Here is a 17,024-nt window from a genome sequence, read left to right as displayed (position 1 = left end):
GCGGGGACTCAGAATGCGGATGCCAGGCGCCACGGCAGGATCTGCCCGGCGCCCAGCGGAACGACGTCGCCCCCGGCATAGGGCAGACACTCGGGGACTGTCATGGGCACACGCTCCAGTGCGAGGGTGCCGGTGTTGCGCGGCAAGCCGTAGAAGTCCGCGCCGAAATGGCTGGCGAAAGCCTCGAGCCTGTGCAGCGCGCCGCGCTGCTCGAAAGCCTGGGCGTAGAGTTCCAGCGCATGGGGCGCCGTGAGGCATCCGGCGCAGCCGCAAGCCGCCTCCTTCAAGGCGCGTGCGTGCGGTGCCGAATCGGTGCCAAGGAAGAAACGTGCGTCGCCGCCGGTTGCGGCATCCAGCAAGGCCTGGCGGTGGCGCTCGCGCTTGAGCACGGGCAGACAATAGTAATGCGGGCGGACGCCCCCGGCGAACATGGCGTTGCGGCTGTAGAGCAGATGGTGGGCGGTGATGGTGGCGGCCAGCAGCGGCACGCCACGCGCATCCACCGCAGCCTGCTCGCGCACGAAGCGTGCAGCCTGCGCGGTGGTGATGTGCTCGAGCACGATCCTGAGCGCCGGGAAGTCGCGCCGGAGGCGCAGCAGATGGCGCTCGATGAACACCGCCTCGCGGTCGAATACGTCGACCTCGGGGTCGGTGACTTCGCCGTGGATCAGGAGCGGCATACCTTGCTGCTGCATGGCCTCGAACACCGGGTAGACCCGGGCCAGATCGGTCACGCCGCTGTCGGAATTCGTGGTGGCACCCGATGGATAGAGCTTGACCGCGTGCACCGCACCGCTGGATTTGGCACGGGCGATCTCGTCCGCGGTCGTGGTGTCGGTGAGATACAGCGTCATCAGCGGCTCGAACGCCGAACCCGCGGGCCGGGCCGCGAGGATGCGCTCGCGGTATGCCAGCGCCTGCGCGGTGCTCACCACCGGCGGCCTGAGGTTGGGCATGACGATGGCGCGGAAGAATTGCGCCGCGGTCCACGCCACGGTGTAGGTCAGCGCGTCGCCGTCGCGCAGGTGCAAATGCCAATCGTCAGGACGGGTGATGGTGAGAGTTTGCAGTTGGGACATGAGCAGGGCGGGCGGCACGGAATGACCGCGAAATGGTACTGCTGCGGCCATACCGCTCCGGGCGCATGCGGGCCCGCACGGGTCAATGCGCCAAGATCTTGCCCAGGAATTGCTGCGCGCGCTCGCTGCGCGCCTGCGTGTTGCCGAAGAACTCGCCGGTGGCACAGTCCTCGACGATGCGTCCTGCATCCATGAACACCACGCGGCTGGACACGCTGCGGGCAAAGCCCATTTCGTGCGTCACCACCATCATGGTCATGCCATCCTTGGCCAGACCCACCATGACCTCCAGCACCTCGCCCACCATCTCGGGGTCGAGCGCGGAGGTCGGTTCGTCGAACAGCATGGCGATCGGGTCCATGCACAGCGCACGGGCGATCGCGACGCGCTGCTGCTGGCCGCCCGAGAGCTGGCCGGGGAATTTGTCGCGCTGCGAGGCCAGGCCCACACGCTCAAGGTAATGCTCACCCTTGGCGATGGCCTCCGCCTTGTTGCGGCCCAACACCTTGAGTTGTGCGAGCGTCAGGTTCTGCATCACCGACAGATGCGGGAACAGCTCGAAATGCTGGAACACCATGCCGACGCGGGCGCGCAGCTTGGGCAGATTGGTCTTGGAGTCGGCCACGGAAATGCCGTCGACGATCACGTCGCCCTTCTGGAACGGTTCGAGCGCGTTGACGCACTTGATCAGCGTGGACTTGCCCGAGCCCGACGGCCCGCACACCACGACGACCTCTGCCTTGTCGACATGGGTGGAGCAGTCGGTGAGCACCTGGAAACTGCCATACCACTTGCTGATGGCTCGGATGTCGATCATGGACATGATGGGTCGATTCGGTTCAAGGTGTTCAACGAATGATGGCAACGCGCTTGTTCAACAGCTTCACGCCCAGTGAGAGGCAGTAGCTGAGGACGAAATACACCACGGCGACGAAGGTGTACATCTCGACGATGCGGCTGTCGCGCTGGGCGATTTTGACCGCGGCGCCGACGAAGTCGGTGACGTTGAGCAGCGCCACCAGCGACACGTCCTGGAACAGCACGATGGTCTGCGTCAGCAGCACCGGCAGCATGTTGCGCAGCGCCTGCGGCAGGATGATCAGGCGCATGGACTGGGGATAGTTCAAACCCATGGCGTAAGCCGCGCCAAGCTGGCCCTTGGAAATACTCTGAATGCCAGCCCGCACGATTTCGCAGAAGTACGCGCCCTCGAACAAGATGAAGGTGACGTAAGCCGAACGCTCGGCGCCGATGCGGGGCGGGTACTCCGCGCCCGTCATCCACTGCAGCATGATGGGCACGAGAAAGTAGAACCAGAAAATCACCAGCAGCAGCGGGATGGAACGCATCAGGTTCACATAGGCCGCAGCCGCCCAAGCCAGCGACTTGATGCTGGACAGCCGCGCCAGCGCCAGCAGAATGCCCCACAGCGTGCCGCCGATGGCGGCCACCACGGTGAGTTGCACGGTGTAGGCCAGGCCCTTCATCAGGAAGGGCAGCGATTGAACGATGGATGACCAGTCGAACGCACCCATCTCAGCTCTTCCCGCCAAGGTAGCCCGGCACCGCCACCGCGCGCTCGACCCAGGCGAACACGCGATTGATGGAAAACGCCACGGTCATGTACAGCAAGGTTGCGGCGCCGAAAGCGGCGAAGTACTGGAAGGTCATCTCGCCCATCTCACGCGTGCGAAAGAACAGCTCCGTCAGTCCGATGGAATAGGCCACCGCCGAGTTCTTCACCAGATTCATCGACTCGGACGTGAGCGGCGGCATGACGATGCGAAACGCCATGGGCAAGAGCACATAGCGATAGGTTTGCCCTTGCGTCAGCCCCATGGCGTAACCGGCCATGCGCTGACCACGCGGCAGCGACAGAATGCCGGACTTGACCTGCTCGGCGATGCGGGCCGAGGTGAACAGCCCAAGGCACACCACCGAGGTCAGCAACTGGAACTGGGTCGGGTCCATGGCGACGGCCAGGCGCTTGAGCGGCGGAATGAACTCCGGGATGACGAAATACCAGAGGAAAAATTGCACCAGCAGCGGAATGTTGCGGAACAGTTCCACATAGGCATCGCCCAGGGCCACGGCCCAGCGCTTGTTGGTGGTGCGCACGATGCCGAGCAAGGTGCCGAGCACCATGGCGACGATCCAAGCCAGGGCGACGAGAATGAGGGTGAATTCCAGACCGGAGAGCAGCGACATCGCCCAGGTGGTGTCGCCATCCGGGGTGTTTTGCGAAAAAATGCCGAGGTCGAGCATGACGAGCTTTCAGCCCGTGGTCGTTTGGGCCCGGGGATCATATCCGGCCCCACCAGAGGTCGCGGCGGCGGGTACAGGATTGGGCGGGCCAGCCTGCGGATGGCCCGCCCCCCAGCAGCTTATTCGACGCCCTTGTCGTTAGGGTGGGCAAAGGCTTCCTTGATCGCCGGGGTTTCCGGGAAGTTCAGGTTGATGCCCTTGGGCGGAATCGCGCTGGTGAACCATTTGGCGTAGATCTTGTTGATCTCCCCCGATTTCATCACCCCGTCGATGGTCCTGTCCACCAGGGCCTTGAACTGCGGATCGTCCTTGCGCAGCATCATGCTGTAGGGCTCGCTGCGCAGCGAGCCGGGAAGAATCTTGTAGGCGGCCGGATCCTTGGAGTTGGCGATCTGGCCGGCGAGCAGGATGTCGTCCATGACGAAAGCCACGGCACGGCCGTCGGCCATCAGCAGGAAGCTCTCGGCGTGGTCCTTGCCGTAGATTTCCTTGAAGTCCAGGTCCTTGGTCTTCTCATACTTCTTCAGCAAAGGCACGGAGGTGGTTCCCGAGGTGGTGACGATGGTCTTGCCGCCCAGCTGGGCGAAGTCGTTGATGCCCGAATCCTTCTTCACCGCGGCGGAGACGTTGATGATGAAGTAGGTCGGCCCGAACGCCACCTGCTTTTGCCGCGCCACCGAGTTGGTGGTGGAGCCGCATTCCAGATCGATGGTGCCGTTTTCCAGCAGCGGGATGCGGTTGCTCGACGTGACGGGGGCGTAGTTCACCTTGAGGTTGGGCATCTTCAGGTCGGCCTTCACGGCGTCGACCACTTTGCCGCACAACTCCATGGCATAGCCAATGGGCCTGCCGTTGCCGTCCAGGTAGGAGAAGGGAATCGACGACTCGCGGTAGCCGACGGTGATGCTGTCGGTGTCTTTGATTTTCTTCAAAGTGCCGGTGAGCGCCTCGGCTTGTACTGCGGTGAAAGCCAGCGCCATTGCCGCGCCCAGGACAAGCTGTTTGAACATGGTCATGTGAATCTCCGTCAACGAGTTGAAATAATGATCGACGAAGTGTAACAACACGATTCAGCCGCGCAAGCGACATTTTCCAAGCTTAGTCGCTCACGCAGCAGGCTTTCGACAATCCACCGCAAAAATCGAAAAAAACTAGGCCACCTGCAACAACTCGGGTGATTGCGACTCGCGCGACTGCTCCTGCTGCAGCGCCCACATCCGGGCGTAGACGCCGCTCAGATCCAGCAACTGCGCATGCGTGCCGCGTTCGACGATGCGCCCGGCGGCGAGCACCAGGATCTGGTGCGCATCCACCACGGTGGACAGCCGGTGGGCAATGATCAGCGTGGTGCGATTGCGCGAGGCCATGCGAATTTCAGCCTGAATGGCTTTTTCATTGGCCGAGTCGAGTTGCGAGGTGGCCTCGTCGAAGATCAGGATGGGCGGGTTCTTCAACAAGGCTCGGGCAATGGCCACGCGCTGCTTCTCGCCGCCCGAAAGTTTGAGCCCGCGCTCGCCCACCTGCGTGTTCCAGCCCAGGGGCTGGCGCGTGATGAAGTCGTGAATCTGTGCGGCGCGCGCAACCGCCTCCACCTCCTCGTGGCTAGCACCAGGCCGACCGTAGGCGATGTTGTAGCCGATGGTGTCGTTGAACAGCACGGTGTCTTGCGGCACGATGCCCAGCGCCGCCCGCAGGCTGGCCTGTGTGACTTGGGCGATGTCCTGTCCGTCAATCGTGATGCGGCCCGAGTCCACCTCGTAGAAGCGGAACATGAGGCGCGAGAGCGTGGATTTGCCCGCGCCCGACGGCCCGACGATGGCCACCGTTTCGCCACCGGGCACTTCAAAGCTCAGGCCCTGCAGCACTTGGCGCGCGGGCGAGTAGCCGAACTGCACATCCTCGAAGCGCAACGTGCCCTGGCCCACAGCCAATGGCCGGGCGTCCGGCGCATCGGCAACGTCGCGGTTCTGCTCCAGGATGGAGAACATGCGCTCGATGTCGGTCAGGGCCTGGCGGATTTCGCGGTAGATCACGCCAAGAAAGCTCAGTGGCGCATAAAGCTGGATCATGAAGGCGTTGACCAGCACCAGATCGCCCAGGTTCATGCTGCCATTGACCACGCCAACGGTCGCGCGCCACACCAGCAGCGTCACGGCGGTGGCGATGATGAAGCTCTGCCCCAGGTTGAGCAGCGACAGCGAGTTCTGCGACTTCACCGCTGCGACCATCCAGCGGTGCAGGTTGTCGTCGTAGCGCCTGGCCTCGTGCGCCTCGTTGCCGAAAATCTTCACCGTCTCGTAGTTCAGCAATGCGTCCACCGCGCGCTGGTTGGCGCGCGAATCCTGCTCGTTCATGGTGCGGCGCAGACTGGTCCGCCATTCGGTGACGACAACCGTGAACATGATGTACGCGGCCAGCGCCACCAGGGCGATGCCGGCGAACCACCAGTCGTACTTCACCATCAGAATGCCGATCACCAGAGCCATCTCCACCAGTGTCGGCAGGATGCTGTAGAGCGTGTACGACACCAGGCTGGAAATGGCACGCGTGCCGCGCTCGATGTCGCGCGACATGCCGCCGGTCTGGCGCTCCAGGTGGTAGCGCAGCGACAGCGAGAACAGATGATCGAACACCTGCAGCGCGACGTTGCGCACCGCGCCCTGGGTCACGCGCGAAAACACGATTTCGCGCAACTCGGTGAACAGCGAAACCCCAAGGCGCAAGGCGCCGTAAGCCAACAGCAAGGCCACCGGCACCACCAGCACGGCTCGCGGATCGCCGGGCTTCAGGTTGAGTGCATCGACGATGTCCTTGAGCACCAGAGGCACGCCGACATTCGCCACCTTGGCCGCCACCAGCATGAGCAAAGCCGCAACGACGCGCAGGCGGTACTCCCACAAATACGGCGCGAGCTTGCGCACCGCAGCCCAGTTGGACTTGGGCGCCGAAGCGGTCGGAGGGGGCAAAGGAACGTCGGATGAACCTTGGTGTCGCATGGGATTGAAAGACAATGGCTGCCTGCTTTCACGGCAGCAAACAGCAAATCCATGCATTATTCATCAATGCCTACGGCCAACCATTGCTCACAGCGAGTCTTTCCCATGAATGAAACCCAGCAACTGCCCTTGTGCCGCGAACCGGTTCTGCGTATCCAGCCCCGCCCGGCGGACGTGAACATGCATGGCGATATTTTCGGCGGCTGGATCATGGCCCAGGTCGACATGGCGGGCGGCATTGCCGCTGCCAAGCGCGCCCGGGGTCGGGTGGCCACGGTTGCGGTGAAGGAGTTCGTGTTCAAGCATCCGGTGTTCGTCGGCGATGTACTGTCGCTCTACGCCGAAGTGGTGCGGGTCGGCAACACCTCCATCACCGTGCAGGTCGAGGTGTTCGCTGAACGCGGCATCCCAGACACCCAGGTCTACCGCGTGACCGAAGCCACGCTCACCTTCGTCGCCGTGGGTGAGAACCGCAAGCCACGCCCAGTGCCTGCGGTCTGAGAGCCGGGACTCGAAGCGCGAAGAGCCGCTCTCGAGCCCCCTCTTCCCTGCGAGGATGCAACTCTCCAAAGCAAACGCCACCCGAAGGTGGCGTTTGCACAACAGGCCCGGCGACAAACCGAAACGCCGCAATGACTGAGAAATTACTTCTTCTCGGGAGCTTTTTTCTCGCCTTCCTTGACGTCCTTGGTGTCCTTGGCGTCCGGTTCGGCCGTAGCCTCAGCCGCCTCGGCAGCAGCCTGATTCAGCACCGTGGCGATGACTGGGTTCTCGGCGCCGTGGGTCACGATCGTGACTGAACCGGGCAGTTTCAGGTCATTGGCGTGCAGCGAATGGCCCTTCTGCATATTGCTCAGGTCCACTTCGATGAACTCGGGCAGATCGGCCGGCAGGCAGCTGATTTCCAGTTCGCTCAGCACATGGCTGATCATGCCGCCTTCGAGCTTGACGGCCGGCGACTCTTCGGCGCGCACGAAATGCAGCGGCACCTTCATCGTGATCTTGCGATCGGCTGCCACGCGCATGAAATCGATGTGCAGCACGATGGGGCGGAAGGGGTGAACCTGAAACGCCTTGAGCAGCACCTTGGTCTGCTGCTCGCCCACCGCCAGATCCAGAATGGACGAATGGAATTGCTCTTTCTTCAGGGCGTGATAGAGGGCATTGTGATCAAGCTCGATCATCTGCGCCTTTTGCTCGCCACCGTAGACGATGCCGGGAACCTTGCCGGCGTTGCGCATGCGGCGGCTCGCACCAGTACCTTGCGCTGTACGTTCAAATGCGACGACTTTCATGTCGACTCCTCAAATGGGGCCTTGGGCCCCGGTTGCAAATCGGGATGCTCGCGACCAGCATCCCGCTGGGTTCGCACGCCAAATCCTGGCGGCGCGAATTCGAAAGAAGACTCCAAAACAAGACACCCGGCACCGTGCCGGGCGTCCTTCAGAACAGGGTTTCCTGTTCGTTGAACAGTTGCAGCACCGAGCCGCCCTGGGCAATGCGCAGCATGGTCTGGGCGATCAGCTGGGCCGCTGAAAGCTGGCGGATTTTCGGGCATTCGAGCGCATTGCCGCGCAAAGGAATGGTGTTGGTGACGACCACTTCATCCAGCGCGCTGGCGTTGATCCGCTCGATCGCCGGGCCGGAAAAAACCGGATGCGTACAGTAGGCCACGACCCGCTTGGCGCCGCGCGCCTTGAGGACCTCGGCGGCCTTGGTCAATGTGCCGGCGGTGTCCACCATATCGTCCATGATGATGCAGTTGCGGCCATCGATCTCGCCGATCACATTCATCACTTCGGACACATTCGGCTTGGGCCGGCGCTTGTCGATGATGGCCAGATCGCAGTCCATGAGCTTCGCCAGGGCGCGCGCGCGCACCACGCCGCCGATGTCGGGCGAGACCACGATGAGATCGCAATAAGTCTTCGCCCTGAGGTCGCCAAGCAGGATGGGCGAGGCGTAGATGTTGTCGACTGGAATGTCAAAAAACCCCTGGATCTGGTCGGCATGCAGGTCCATGGTGACCACGCGCGCCACACCCACGGCCTGCAGCATGTTGGCCACGACCTTGGCGGTGATGGGTACGCGCGAGGAACGCGGCCGGCGGTCCTGCCGCGCATAGCCGAAATAGGGAATGACTGCGGTGATGCGTTCGGCCGAGGCGCGCTTGAGCGCGTCTGCCATGATCATCAACTCCATCAGGCTGTCGTTCGTCGGCGCGCAGGTGGACTGGATGATGAACACCTCGCGGGCGCGCACGTTCTGCTGAATCTCGACCGTGACCTCGCCATCCGAGAAGCGGCCGACGAAAGCCTGGCCGAGCCCGATGCCCAATTGCTCGACCACCTGCTGCGCCAGCGCCGGATTGGCATTACCGGTGAAAACGACAAAGTCAGCCGAGTTCTGATTCATGGGTTGGAGAGGAAAATCCGCTTGCACCGCCAGCCCTGGCGGGCAACAAGCAATATCAGACTGGCTCATTGAACTGGATTGAAACCCTGCCGGCAAAGCAAAAAAACCGCCGGTGCCGGGCTGGGGAGGAAGGACTCGAACCCTCGAATGCCGGAATCAAAATCCGGTGCCTTAACCAACTTGGCGACTCCCCAACGGTACAACCTTCAACGGCGCGCCTTGGCTGCGCAAAACCCCGAAGCAAACAACCTCAATCCGCGACGCCGAAAAACAGAATCGGAAATTGTACGGAATTTTCATTCCGGCCTACGCCAGCAAGCGTTCCGCAACGCCTACCCCGGCGTCAATCCTCTGCCGCCCAGCCAGCCAGCGGATGCAGCGACAAGGCCCGGCACTGCCGAATCCGCCAACCCTCTGGAGCAGGTGGCAAGCCTTCCTGCAAACCTGGCCTGCAAGGCGAAAAGAGCGCCGAGCCTGAACCGCTCATGGCAACCAAACCACTCCCAGTCTGCCCGAGCAGCCAGGCTCCGGCCTGAGCCATCTGCGGCAAGGCGACCTGCGCCGCAGCCTGCAAATCGTTCCGGCCAAAATCCAAACCCGGAACCAGGCTCCGGACCCGCTGCAAAGCTGGTGTGCCTGCTTTAGTTGCTTTAGCTGCCTTGGACAGCTCAGCTTCCGCCTTGGATGCCTTGCCCGCTTCTGCCTTGCCCGCTTCTGCCTTCGCTGCTTCTGCCTTCGCGGCTTGCGCAAGCCGTACAAATTCTGCAAAGCCAGAAATTGTCACGGCCGGCGTGTCTCTTGTCAAGACACTGGAGGTGAAGATGGCTGCGGTGGACACTCCTTGACCGGGCCAGGCCACGAGCATGGGCCAGGTGGGCAAGTCCACGGCTGTCAGTTCCTCGCCCACGCCTTGGGCGAAGGCGTTTCGGCCGAAGATGAAGACGGGAACGTCGGCGCCGAGTTGAAGCGCCAGACGCTGCAACGCGGCGCGCGCCAGGCCGAGACCCCAAAGCCGGTTGAGCGCCAACAAGGTGCTGGCGGCGTCCGAGCTGCCGCCGCCCAGGCCAGCCTGCATGGGGATGGATTTGCGCAGATGGATCTGTACGCCAAAGTGGCAACCGGCATGCCGTTGCAAGAGTTGCGCGGCGCGCACGGTAAGGTCATCGCCAGGCAGGCCGTCGCCGCCCTCGCGCGTGATGGCGCCGGTGTCGTTGCGCTCGAAGTCCAGCCAGTCGCACCAGTCGATGAACTGGAACACGGTCTGGAGTTCGTGATAGCCATCGGCGCGGCGGCCCAGGACATGCAAAAACCAGTTGATCTTGGCTGGCGCTGGGACGTTGTAGAGCGCGGTCACGCCCCTGCCTGGTGCAGCGATGCGATCGACTGCTGGCTTCACGGCGTTGCCGACTCGGGAGTCGCCGAGGCCGAGCCCGACGCTTGTGGTGCCGGGGACGATGCCGCCGGGATTGCTCGCTGTGCCGAGGTCTCGTCCACGACCAGACTGAGCTGCGCCGCGGGCCCTTGCATTCGCTTGGCGCGCAGCACATGCAGCCTGCCGCCCTCGAAACGTGGCTGCACCCGCCAGCCGAGTTGCTCGAAGGCACCGTCGCCAAGCCGGGTGAAGGGCAGCGTGGTTGCCGGTTCTCCGCGCACCCAGTTTTGCAGCGCGGCGCGCGGCAGGGCCACGCCGAGCGCCGCCTCGGTCATGTCTTCGAAAGAGGCGTAGTCCTGCGTCTGCCGGCCATTGTTCAGACTTGCGGACTCGGACGTCCAACGGGCTCGGGCCAACATCTGGCCCAGCGGGGAAAACACGTCGAAATGGCCTGCGCCTCCGGCCAGCAATTCGAGCCTGAATCCACCATAGAGGTTTTTCTGCTCAGGCGACTCGCCCGTGAGCACCGAAATGCGTCCACTGATGTTCAGCCGTAACTGGCTGGCCTGGGCCGGTGTGGGTTTTGGCGCGGGAGGAATGGCGCAGGCTGCGAGGAACAGCGAAAGCCCCAACGCCATGGGCAGGGTCCAGTTGCGCCCGCGCGCAAGCCGCAGCGGAACCGACTCGCGCGCGGGCATGCGAACGCAGCCGCTCAAAACCGCACAGCCATGCGCTGCATGGCCGCCTTCACCACATCATCCTGTGGTGCGCGGTCAAAGGCTTCCTGCAGGATTTTGCGGGCGCGCGCCTTGTCACCCTGGTGCCACAGCACCTCGGCCAGGTGGGCTGCGATTTCCGGATCCTGCCTTGCCGCGTAAGCCTGTTCGAGCGCAGCTCGCGCCGACTTCAAATCGCCCATGCGGAATTGCACCCAGCCCATGCTGTCGAGCACGAAGGGGTTGCCGGGGGAGAGCTTGAGCGCATGGGCCACGAGCTTCAGAGCTTGCGGCAATTGCTTGTCCTGATCGGCCAGGGTGTAGCCCAAGGCGTTGTAGGCCGGCTGGTAGCGGCTGTCCGCAGCGATGATCCTGCGCAACAGTGTTTCCATTTCCGCGGTGTCGCCGGCCTTCTCCGCCATCATGGCGGTTTCGTAGACGTAATCCGCGTCTTTGCCGAACTGCGCAAGCCCCGGCTTGAGCACGCCGTAGGCCTGGGAATATTGCTTGGCCGTGCGGTAGAGCTGGGCCCGGGCGAACAGGCGCTCGCGCTGCTGTTCAGGTGTGGCGTTGGGCAGCTTGTCAAGCAACTCGAGCCCAGCATTGAGCTTGTTCTGCTCGGCCAGGATGGTGGCCTTTTGCAGGGTCACGGCCAAGGACTCCTGACCTGCCGGGATTTGCGCCAGCCAGTGTTCGGCCTGCGGATAGTCGTGCTGCTTGCGGGCGGCGTCGGCCAGTGCCAGATAGGCGCGGGCGCTGCCGGCATGCGCCGCGGAAACCCCGGACTTGCCGACCAGGCTGAGGTAGGTCAGCAACGACTTCTGCGCCAGCAGAACCTGCTCCTGCTGGAGTTGCAATGACCCGAGGATGAGCCAGCCCTCTGGCAGATCGGGTTTGGTGGTGCTCAACGCCTGCGCCTGGGTCAGCGCAATGCCGTCGCGCTGCTGCCCGAGCGCCGCCTGAATCCAGGCCAGGCGCAAATTGGCATCGTCCGGCTTGGCAACGAAATACTGCTGCAACAGCGCGTCGGCCTGTTGCGGGTTCACCGTGTAGGTCTGCAGCAGCAAGGCCGCTGCGGCTTGCATGCCGTGGTCGGCGGCCAAAGCCTTGGATGCGGCGGCGAAGGCTAGCTTGGCATCGCCGGCACGCGCCTGCAGCAGGCCGATGACCAAGCTGGACTGCGGCATGGCCTGATAGGGAGCCAATGACTTCTTCGCCAGATTGATGGCGGCACGCGGGTCATTGGCGTGAGCGAACAACGGCACCAGCGAAAGAATGGCTTTCGGCCGCTGCGGCTCGGGCGTGATGGCGATGACGCGGGAGATGGCCGACACCGCGTCGGCGTTGCGCCCCAGCGCGACCAGCAATTGCGCCGCCCAAGTCTGCGCCTTGAGCGATTCGGGCTGGGCGCTGCGCCAGGCGTTCACGGCCGCAAGCGCCTGTTCAGGCGCGCCCGCTGCGACCGCCACCTCGGTGGCGCGTTCGAACAGCGGCTCGGAGTTCATGTCGCGCGCCGCCTTGAGCAGCTCGGTGTAGGCCACGGCCGGATGGCCGGTATTGGCTGCGATTTCGCCGGTGAGCACGGCGTAGAACCACCGCGCCAGATCCTGCGCCCCAGGCTGGTCGTCCTGCATGGCCGCAGCGACCGATCTGCCGGATTGAGCCTCGGGCGCGGCGGCTTGCGCCGGGTGAAGCCAGGATGAAGCAGCCAACAGGGCTGCGGCAAGAACGGCAAGGCGCATGAACGAATCCTCGTGATGCGTTGATTTTAGAGTCGGTCCCCGCGATTGGAACTGCCGCCACGGATAGCCCCAAGGGATGGTCTACCCCTTGGGGGCGCCGCAAGGCTGCAACCCGGGGGTGACTCAAGCACAATGCCCACATGCCTGAACTCCCCGAAGTCGAGGTCACCCGCCTGGGTCTCGAGCGTGCGCTGGTCGGAACCCGCATCGTCTCCATCATCCAGGGCAAGCCCCTGCGCTGGCCTCTGGGTTGCGCTCCGCAACAGCTGCAGGGACAGCGCATCGAGCGGCTGGATCGGCGCGGCAAATACCTGCTGCTGCGGATGCGGGCCGGGGAGCTCATCGTGCATCTCGGCATGTCCGGCTCGCTGCGCTGGACGGCTGCGGACCAACCCGCTGAAGCGCTGACGGTCCACGATCACTTCGTCTGGATCATGGACCGAGGCCAACTGCGCCTGCGTGACCCACGCCGCTTCGGCGCCGTGGTCTGGCATGCAGCCGGCAGTCCCACGCATGCCCTGCTCGACAAACTCGGCCCCGAGCCGCTGGGTGCGGGCTTCAATGGCAGCGTGTTGCACCAGGCGTTACGGGGAAGAAAGGCCGCCATCAAACCTTTGCTGCTGAACCAGTCCATCATCACCGGGGTCGGCAATATCTACGCCTGCGAAGCGCTGTTTCACGCCGCCATTCACCCGCTGACTCCTGCAGGCCAGCTCTCGCGCCCACGCTGCGAGCGCCTGGCGCAAGCGATACGCAACACCCTGGGCGCGGCCGTGGCTGCCGGCGGCAGTTCGCTGCGCAATTTCGCCCATGCCGACGGCGAACTCGGCTACTTCCAGCTCAACACCCGGGTCTACGACCGCGCCGGCCTGCCCTGCCATGCGTGTGGAACCCGCATCAGCCGGATCACCCAAGGGCAACGCAGCACCTATTTTTGTCTTCATTGCCAGAAACGGTAGCCATAGAGGCAACTGCGCCTTGCCTGAATCACAGCGCATCCATCCGCCCGAAGTTGGCTCTGACATGGCAGCCTTGCAACACCTGGATGCCCATCCGGCCGGATATCCTTACGGCGAGATACGCTATGGCTCTGCCCTCAACCTGCAGCCGCGCTCGCCCTCCACCCATGAATGACCAGGCCTTTCCTGTTAACGACCCCCAGGCCGCTGCTTCGCAGCAGCCGCCCCCCGAGGGGAATGAGGAAGCTTCGGACGGCCGGGCGCTTCCTCATGTTGGCCCCAAGGCCGCTGCTTCGCAGCAGCCGCCCCCCGAGGGGAATGAGGAAGCTTCGGACGGCCGGGCGCTTCCTCATGACCTGCAAGCCGAATGGACGCGCTTCGGCGCCTGGCGCGAGCAGCGTCTGGGGCGATTGGCGACCCTGTCGAAGTGGTTGCGGCAATCGGATTTCGATCCGGCGCTGTGGCAGGACAGCCTGAACGGGCTGGAGCAGCGCCTGCGGCAAGACCTGGTGCAGTTGGCCTTCGTGGCGGAATTCTCTCGCGGCAAGTCCGAGCTCATCAACGCCATTTTCTTTTCCGACCATGGCCAGCGCATCCTGCCGGCAGGTGCCGGGCGCACCACCATGTGCCCGATGGAGCTGGCCTCCGACCCGCGCCTGCCCACCGGCCTGCGCCTGTTGCCGATCGAGACTCGGCTCGACGCCGCAACCCTGGCGCAATGGAAAACGCGGCACGACGCCTGGAATGATTTGCCCTTTGCGGCCGACGACGCGCAGGGCATGAGCACGGCGCTGGCGCATTTGTCGGACACGCTCGCCGTTTCGCTCGAACGCGCCCGGGAGCTGGGCTTCCACCTGGAAGATGCCGCTCGCGCAGCGATCGTGCGGACCAGCGAAGGCTTGGTGGAAGTGCCGCGCTGGCGCCACGCCCTGCTCAACGTCGATCACCCGCTGCTGGCGCAGGGGCTGACCATACTCGATACACCGGGCCTGAATGCGCTGGGCGCCGAGCCGGAACTCACGCTCTCGCTCATCCCCGCGGCACATGCCGTGGTGTTCCTGCTGGGTGCCGACACCGGCGTCACGCGCAGCGACCTGGAACTCTGGACCCAGCATGTGGGCGAGGCCGGGCGCTTGCGCAGCTTCGTCGTGCTCAACAAGATCGACACCCTCTGGGACCCCTTGCTGGGGCCTGCAGCGGTGCAGGCCCAGATCGAGCGCCAGCGCGAGTCGGTGGCTTCCATCCTGCAAATTCCAGTCGAGCGCGTGTTCACCATCAGCGCCCACAAAGCCCTGCTCGCCCGCATCCAGCATGACCCGGAACTGCTCGAGCGCTCGGGCGTGCCGGCACTGGAAGCCGCGCTCAGCCAGGTTGCTGACCGCGAACGGCGCGAGCTCATCGACAGCGGCTGGCGTGCCACCCTGCTCGACACGCTCATGCTGCTCGAGCGCCAGTTCCAGCAGCAAATCCGGCAGGCCGACGAACAACGTCTGGAACTGGCCGGACTGGAAGGCAAGAACAAGCATGTGGTGCGCAACTTGGTGATGCGCATCGGCATGGAGCGCAAGGAGTTCGACGCCGGCCTGTCCAAGGTCCAGGCGCTGCATGTGGTCAACGCCCGCCAGCTGGGCAAGGTGGCCGAATTGCTCGACGTGCAGGCGGCGCTCGGCCAGCTCGCCGAGTTGCGCCAGCGCATCAGGACGGCGGTGTTGAAAACCGGTGTGCGCGGTGTGCTTGAAGCCACTTTCGCCGACGTGCGCCACCGCATCGGCGAGGTTGAAGCTGCGCTGGAAGAAAACCGCGCCATGCTGACAGGAGCCTGTGGGCAGCTCAACACCGAGTTCGCATTTTCAGTTCCCAGCCCCAAGGCGCTCAAGCTCGAAGGCATACGCCTGGAACTCGACAGCACCCAGCAGGATTACCTGCGCTACCTCACCCCGGCGCGCTGGCTGCGGCTGCAGAACACCGCCCACGCCGAGCGCCTGGTGCTGTCGGCGCTGGCACGGCTGCGCAGCCTGCTGGAGCGCGGCGTGCGCGACGCACAGCACTGGAACCGCGCCGCATTGGCGCAGCTCGACGCGCAGGTACGCGAGCGCAAGCGCAACCTGGGCCGGCGCATGCAAAGCCTCGAGCAGGTGGAAAACGCCGAGGGCGAGCTCGGCCAGCGCATCGCCCAGTTGCGCAAGCAAGCCAGCGAAATGCGCCACCAGCGCGCCCAGTTGCGCCAGTATTTCGAGGGAGCCATGAAGTGAGTGGCCAGCACGTTGCAGCGTCCGCTGCCGCGGAGCCGCAACGCCTGGATCCGCTCCAATTGGAACCGCAACATTTCGCCGCGCGGCTGGTTGCCTGGCAACGCTGCCACGGCCGCCACGGCCTGCCGTGGCAGGCCAGCACCGACCCCTACCGCGTGTGGCTGTCGGAGATCATGTTGCAGCAAACCCAGGTCTCGGTGGTGCTCGCCTATTACCCGCGTTTCCTGCAGCGCTTTCCGACCGTGCAGGCGCTGGCCGAAGCCAGCGAAGACGAGGTTCTGGCGCAATGGAGCGGCCTGGGCTATTACCGCCGCGCGCGCAATCTGCACCGCTGCGCGCAGCAAATTTGCCATGAGCATGGCGGCGTCTTTCCGCGCACGGCGCAAGGGCTGCAGCAACTCGCGGGAATCGGTCGCTCGACGGCTGCGGCCATCGCCGCTTTCTGCTTTGGCGAGCGCGCCGCCATTCTGGATGGCAACGTCAAACGCGTGCTGGGCCGCTCCCATGCCCTGCCCGCCCCGGCCAGCGCCGCGGCCGAATTGCGCGCACTTTGGAATCTGGCCGAGCGCCTGCTTCCCGAGCACGACATCCAGGCCTACACCCAGGGCTTGATGGACCTGGGTGCGACGGTGTGCAAACCCCGCAACCCCTCCTGCCTGCAATGCCCGTTCGAGGGCGATTGCCGCGCCCGCCAATCCGGCTCTGGCGCAACGCCGCTGTTTGATGCAACGGATGGCTCGAGCGCCCAGCAACAAGCCAGGGACGCACCCGTCAAACCCGCCAAAACGCGACGTACGCAGACCTGGGTCTTGCTCTGGGCGGAAAACGCTCGGGCCGACACCGCCTCGATCTGGCTGGAGCGGCGCGGCGCGGCCGGCATCTGGCCCGGCCTGTGGTGCCTGCCCCAGTTCGACAGCCGCGAGCAAGCGCTGCGGCATGCGGCGCAATTGGGCGCGCTGACCGAGCACAGCCCTCGGCCCATCACCCGGCATGCACTGACCCATCTGGACTTGCAACTCGAACCCTTGCAGGTGCGCATCACGCCGACGCCTGGCGCGCGTGAGGCCGGCGGCAACTGGTTCACGCTGCCTGCAGCCCTGGCCCTGGGCTTGCCGGCCCCGGTACGCAAACTCCTGCAGACCGCCGCAAACCTGGCCAAGCCGCAAGACGCGCAGGCCGTCGCACCAACTTGAACCGCCCTGCGGTGGCCCTGCAAGCGCACTCACGA

At 64.4% G+C, this 17,024-nt stretch carries 15 protein-coding genes and 1 tRNA gene; 4 read left to right on the top strand and 12 right to left on the bottom strand.

The annotated features are described in order from the left end of the window. Nucleotides 1-8: 8 nt before the first annotated feature. The 6 genes from pyrC to ACYCUK_RS02390 form a co-directional block, all read right to left on the bottom strand. Nucleotides 9-1,079, bottom strand: a complete 1,071-nt coding sequence (pyrC, locus tag ACYCUK_RS02415; RefSeq protein WP_461593243.1) for a dihydroorotase — start codon at nt 1,077-1,079, stop codon at nt 9-11. A gap of 82 nt (nt 1,080-1,161) precedes the next feature. Continuing rightward, nucleotides 1,162-1,896, bottom strand: coding sequence for an amino acid ABC transporter ATP-binding protein (locus ACYCUK_RS02410; RefSeq protein WP_461593308.1), 735 nt, complete (start codon nt 1,894-1,896; stop codon nt 1,162-1,164). A 31-nt stretch (nt 1,897-1,927) separates the two neighbouring features. After that, nucleotides 1,928-2,614, bottom strand: a complete 687-nt coding sequence (locus ACYCUK_RS02405; protein ID WP_461593242.1) for an amino acid ABC transporter permease — start codon at nt 2,612-2,614, stop codon at nt 1,928-1,930. A gap of 1 nt (nt 2,615) precedes the next feature. Then, on the bottom strand, nt 2,616-3,344 hold the full coding sequence (locus tag ACYCUK_RS02400) for an amino acid ABC transporter permease (protein WP_461593241.1): 729 nt from the start codon (nt 3,342-3,344) through the stop codon (nt 2,616-2,618). Between the two features lie 119 nt (nt 3,345-3,463). After that, nucleotides 3,464-4,354 carry a transporter substrate-binding domain-containing protein gene (locus ACYCUK_RS02395; protein WP_461593307.1) on the bottom strand — a complete coding sequence of 297 codons (891 nt, stop codon included), beginning with the start codon at nt 4,352-4,354 and terminating at the stop codon, nt 3,464-3,466. A gap of 141 nt (nt 4,355-4,495) precedes the next feature. Beyond that, the gene (locus ACYCUK_RS02390) at nt 4,496-6,340 is read right to left on the bottom strand and encodes an ABCB family ABC transporter ATP-binding protein/permease (RefSeq protein WP_461593240.1); all 1,845 of its coding nucleotides are present in this window, start codon (nt 6,338-6,340) and stop codon (nt 4,496-4,498) included. Between the two features lie 105 nt (nt 6,341-6,445). On the opposite strand from ACYCUK_RS02390, the gene ACYCUK_RS02385 reads away from it, so the two are divergent. Beyond that, nucleotides 6,446-6,841, top strand: a complete 396-nt coding sequence (locus ACYCUK_RS02385) for an acyl-CoA thioesterase (RefSeq protein ID WP_461593239.1) — start codon at nt 6,446-6,448, stop codon at nt 6,839-6,841. Nucleotides 6,842-6,984: 143 nt separating this feature from the next. On the opposite strand, the gene ACYCUK_RS02380 is transcribed toward ACYCUK_RS02385, so the two are convergent. The 6 genes from ACYCUK_RS02380 to ACYCUK_RS02355 all read right to left on the bottom strand — a co-directional run bounded on the left by ACYCUK_RS02380 (nt 6,985) and on the right by ACYCUK_RS02355 (nt 12,585). After that, complete coding sequence (locus tag ACYCUK_RS02380) at nt 6,985-7,635, bottom strand: 50S ribosomal protein L25/general stress protein Ctc (RefSeq protein WP_461593238.1); 651 nt, start codon at nt 7,633-7,635, stop codon at nt 6,985-6,987. Between the two features lie 148 nt (nt 7,636-7,783). Continuing rightward, a complete protein-coding gene (locus ACYCUK_RS02375; protein WP_461593237.1) occupies nt 7,784-8,755 on the bottom strand; it encodes a ribose-phosphate pyrophosphokinase in 972 nt (323 codons plus the stop codon). 120 nt (nt 8,756-8,875) lie between these two features. Continuing rightward, nucleotides 8,876-8,949, bottom strand: a tRNA-Gln gene (locus tag ACYCUK_RS02370). A gap of 149 nt (nt 8,950-9,098) precedes the next feature. Further along, a complete protein-coding gene (gene ispE / locus ACYCUK_RS02365) occupies nt 9,099-10,109 on the bottom strand; it encodes a 4-(cytidine 5'-diphospho)-2-C-methyl-D-erythritol kinase (RefSeq protein WP_461593306.1) in 1,011 nt (336 codons plus the stop codon). A gap of 38 nt (nt 10,110-10,147) precedes the next feature. Then, nucleotides 10,148-10,825 (bottom strand): lipoprotein insertase outer membrane protein LolB, encoded by a 678-nt coding sequence (locus tag ACYCUK_RS02360; RefSeq protein ID WP_461593236.1) that lies wholly within the window; start codon nt 10,823-10,825, stop codon nt 10,148-10,150. A gap of 14 nt (nt 10,826-10,839) precedes the next feature. Beyond that, nucleotides 10,840-12,585: a tetratricopeptide repeat protein gene (locus ACYCUK_RS02355; RefSeq protein ID WP_461593235.1), complete on the bottom strand. Its 1,746-nt coding sequence runs from the start codon at nt 12,583-12,585 to the stop codon at nt 10,840-10,842. Nucleotides 12,586-12,725: 140 nt separating this feature from the next. Between ACYCUK_RS02355 and mutM the strand changes: the two genes are divergently transcribed. The 3 genes from mutM (at nt 12,726) to mutY (ending at nt 16,989) form a co-directional block, all read left to right on the top strand. Next, nucleotides 12,726-13,544, top strand: a complete 819-nt coding sequence (gene mutM, locus ACYCUK_RS02350) for a bifunctional DNA-formamidopyrimidine glycosylase/DNA-(apurinic or apyrimidinic site) lyase (RefSeq protein ID WP_461593234.1) — start codon at nt 12,726-12,728, stop codon at nt 13,542-13,544. Nucleotides 13,545-13,711: 167 nt separating this feature from the next. After that, on the top strand, nt 13,712-15,796 hold the full coding sequence (locus ACYCUK_RS02345; RefSeq protein WP_461593233.1) for a dynamin family protein: 2,085 nt from the start codon (nt 13,712-13,714) through the stop codon (nt 15,794-15,796). Nucleotides 15,797-15,855: 59 nt separating this feature from the next. Next, nucleotides 15,856-16,989 carry an A/G-specific adenine glycosylase gene (mutY, locus tag ACYCUK_RS02340; RefSeq protein ID WP_461593305.1) on the top strand — a complete coding sequence of 378 codons (1,134 nt, stop codon included), beginning with the start codon at nt 15,856-15,858 and terminating at the stop codon, nt 16,987-16,989. The last annotated feature ends 35 nt before the right edge of the window (nt 16,990-17,024 follow it).

The organism is Thiomonas sp., from assembly GCF_054608695.1.
The sequence above is the reverse complement of the archived record's forward strand: the minus strand, read 5'-3'. Positions and strand labels throughout refer to the sequence as shown.

What these genes read in the sequence shown, in the direction of transcription:
- pyrC (WP_461593243.1), bottom strand. Translation starts at nt 1,079, where the DNA reads ATGTCCCAACTGCAAACTCTCACCATCACCCGTCCTGACGATTGGCAT.
- ACYCUK_RS02345 (WP_461593233.1), top strand. Translation starts at nt 13,712, where the DNA reads ATGAATGACCAGGCCTTTCCTGTTAACGACCCCCAGGCCGCTGCTTCG.
- ACYCUK_RS02395 (WP_461593307.1), bottom strand. Translation starts at nt 4,354, where the DNA reads ATGTTCAAACAGCTTGTCCTGGGCGCGGCAATGGCGCTGGCTTTCACC.
- ACYCUK_RS02360 (WP_461593236.1), bottom strand. Translation starts at nt 10,825, where the DNA reads ATGCCCGCGCGCGAGTCGGTTCCGCTGCGGCTTGCGCGCGGGCGCAAC.
- ACYCUK_RS02380 (WP_461593238.1), bottom strand. Translation starts at nt 7,635, where the DNA reads ATGAAAGTCGTCGCATTTGAACGTACAGCGCAAGGTACTGGTGCGAGC.
- ACYCUK_RS02400 (WP_461593241.1), bottom strand. Translation starts at nt 3,344, where the DNA reads ATGCTCGACCTCGGCATTTTTTCGCAAAACACCCCGGATGGCGACACC.
- ACYCUK_RS02385 (WP_461593239.1), top strand. Translation starts at nt 6,446, where the DNA reads ATGAATGAAACCCAGCAACTGCCCTTGTGCCGCGAACCGGTTCTGCGT.
- ACYCUK_RS02375 (WP_461593237.1), bottom strand. Translation starts at nt 8,755, where the DNA reads ATGAATCAGAACTCGGCTGACTTTGTCGTTTTCACCGGTAATGCCAAT.
- ACYCUK_RS02355 (WP_461593235.1), bottom strand. Translation starts at nt 12,585, where the DNA reads ATGCGCCTTGCCGTTCTTGCCGCAGCCCTGTTGGCTGCTTCATCCTGG.
- ACYCUK_RS02410 (WP_461593308.1), bottom strand. Translation starts at nt 1,896, where the DNA reads ATGATCGACATCCGAGCCATCAGCAAGTGGTATGGCAGTTTCCAGGTG.
- ACYCUK_RS02405 (WP_461593242.1), bottom strand. Translation starts at nt 2,614, where the DNA reads ATGGGTGCGTTCGACTGGTCATCCATCGTTCAATCGCTGCCCTTCCTG.
- mutM (WP_461593234.1), top strand. Translation starts at nt 12,726, where the DNA reads ATGCCTGAACTCCCCGAAGTCGAGGTCACCCGCCTGGGTCTCGAGCGT.
- ACYCUK_RS02390 (WP_461593240.1), bottom strand. Translation starts at nt 6,340, where the DNA reads ATGCGACACCAAGGTTCATCCGACGTTCCTTTGCCCCCTCCGACCGCT.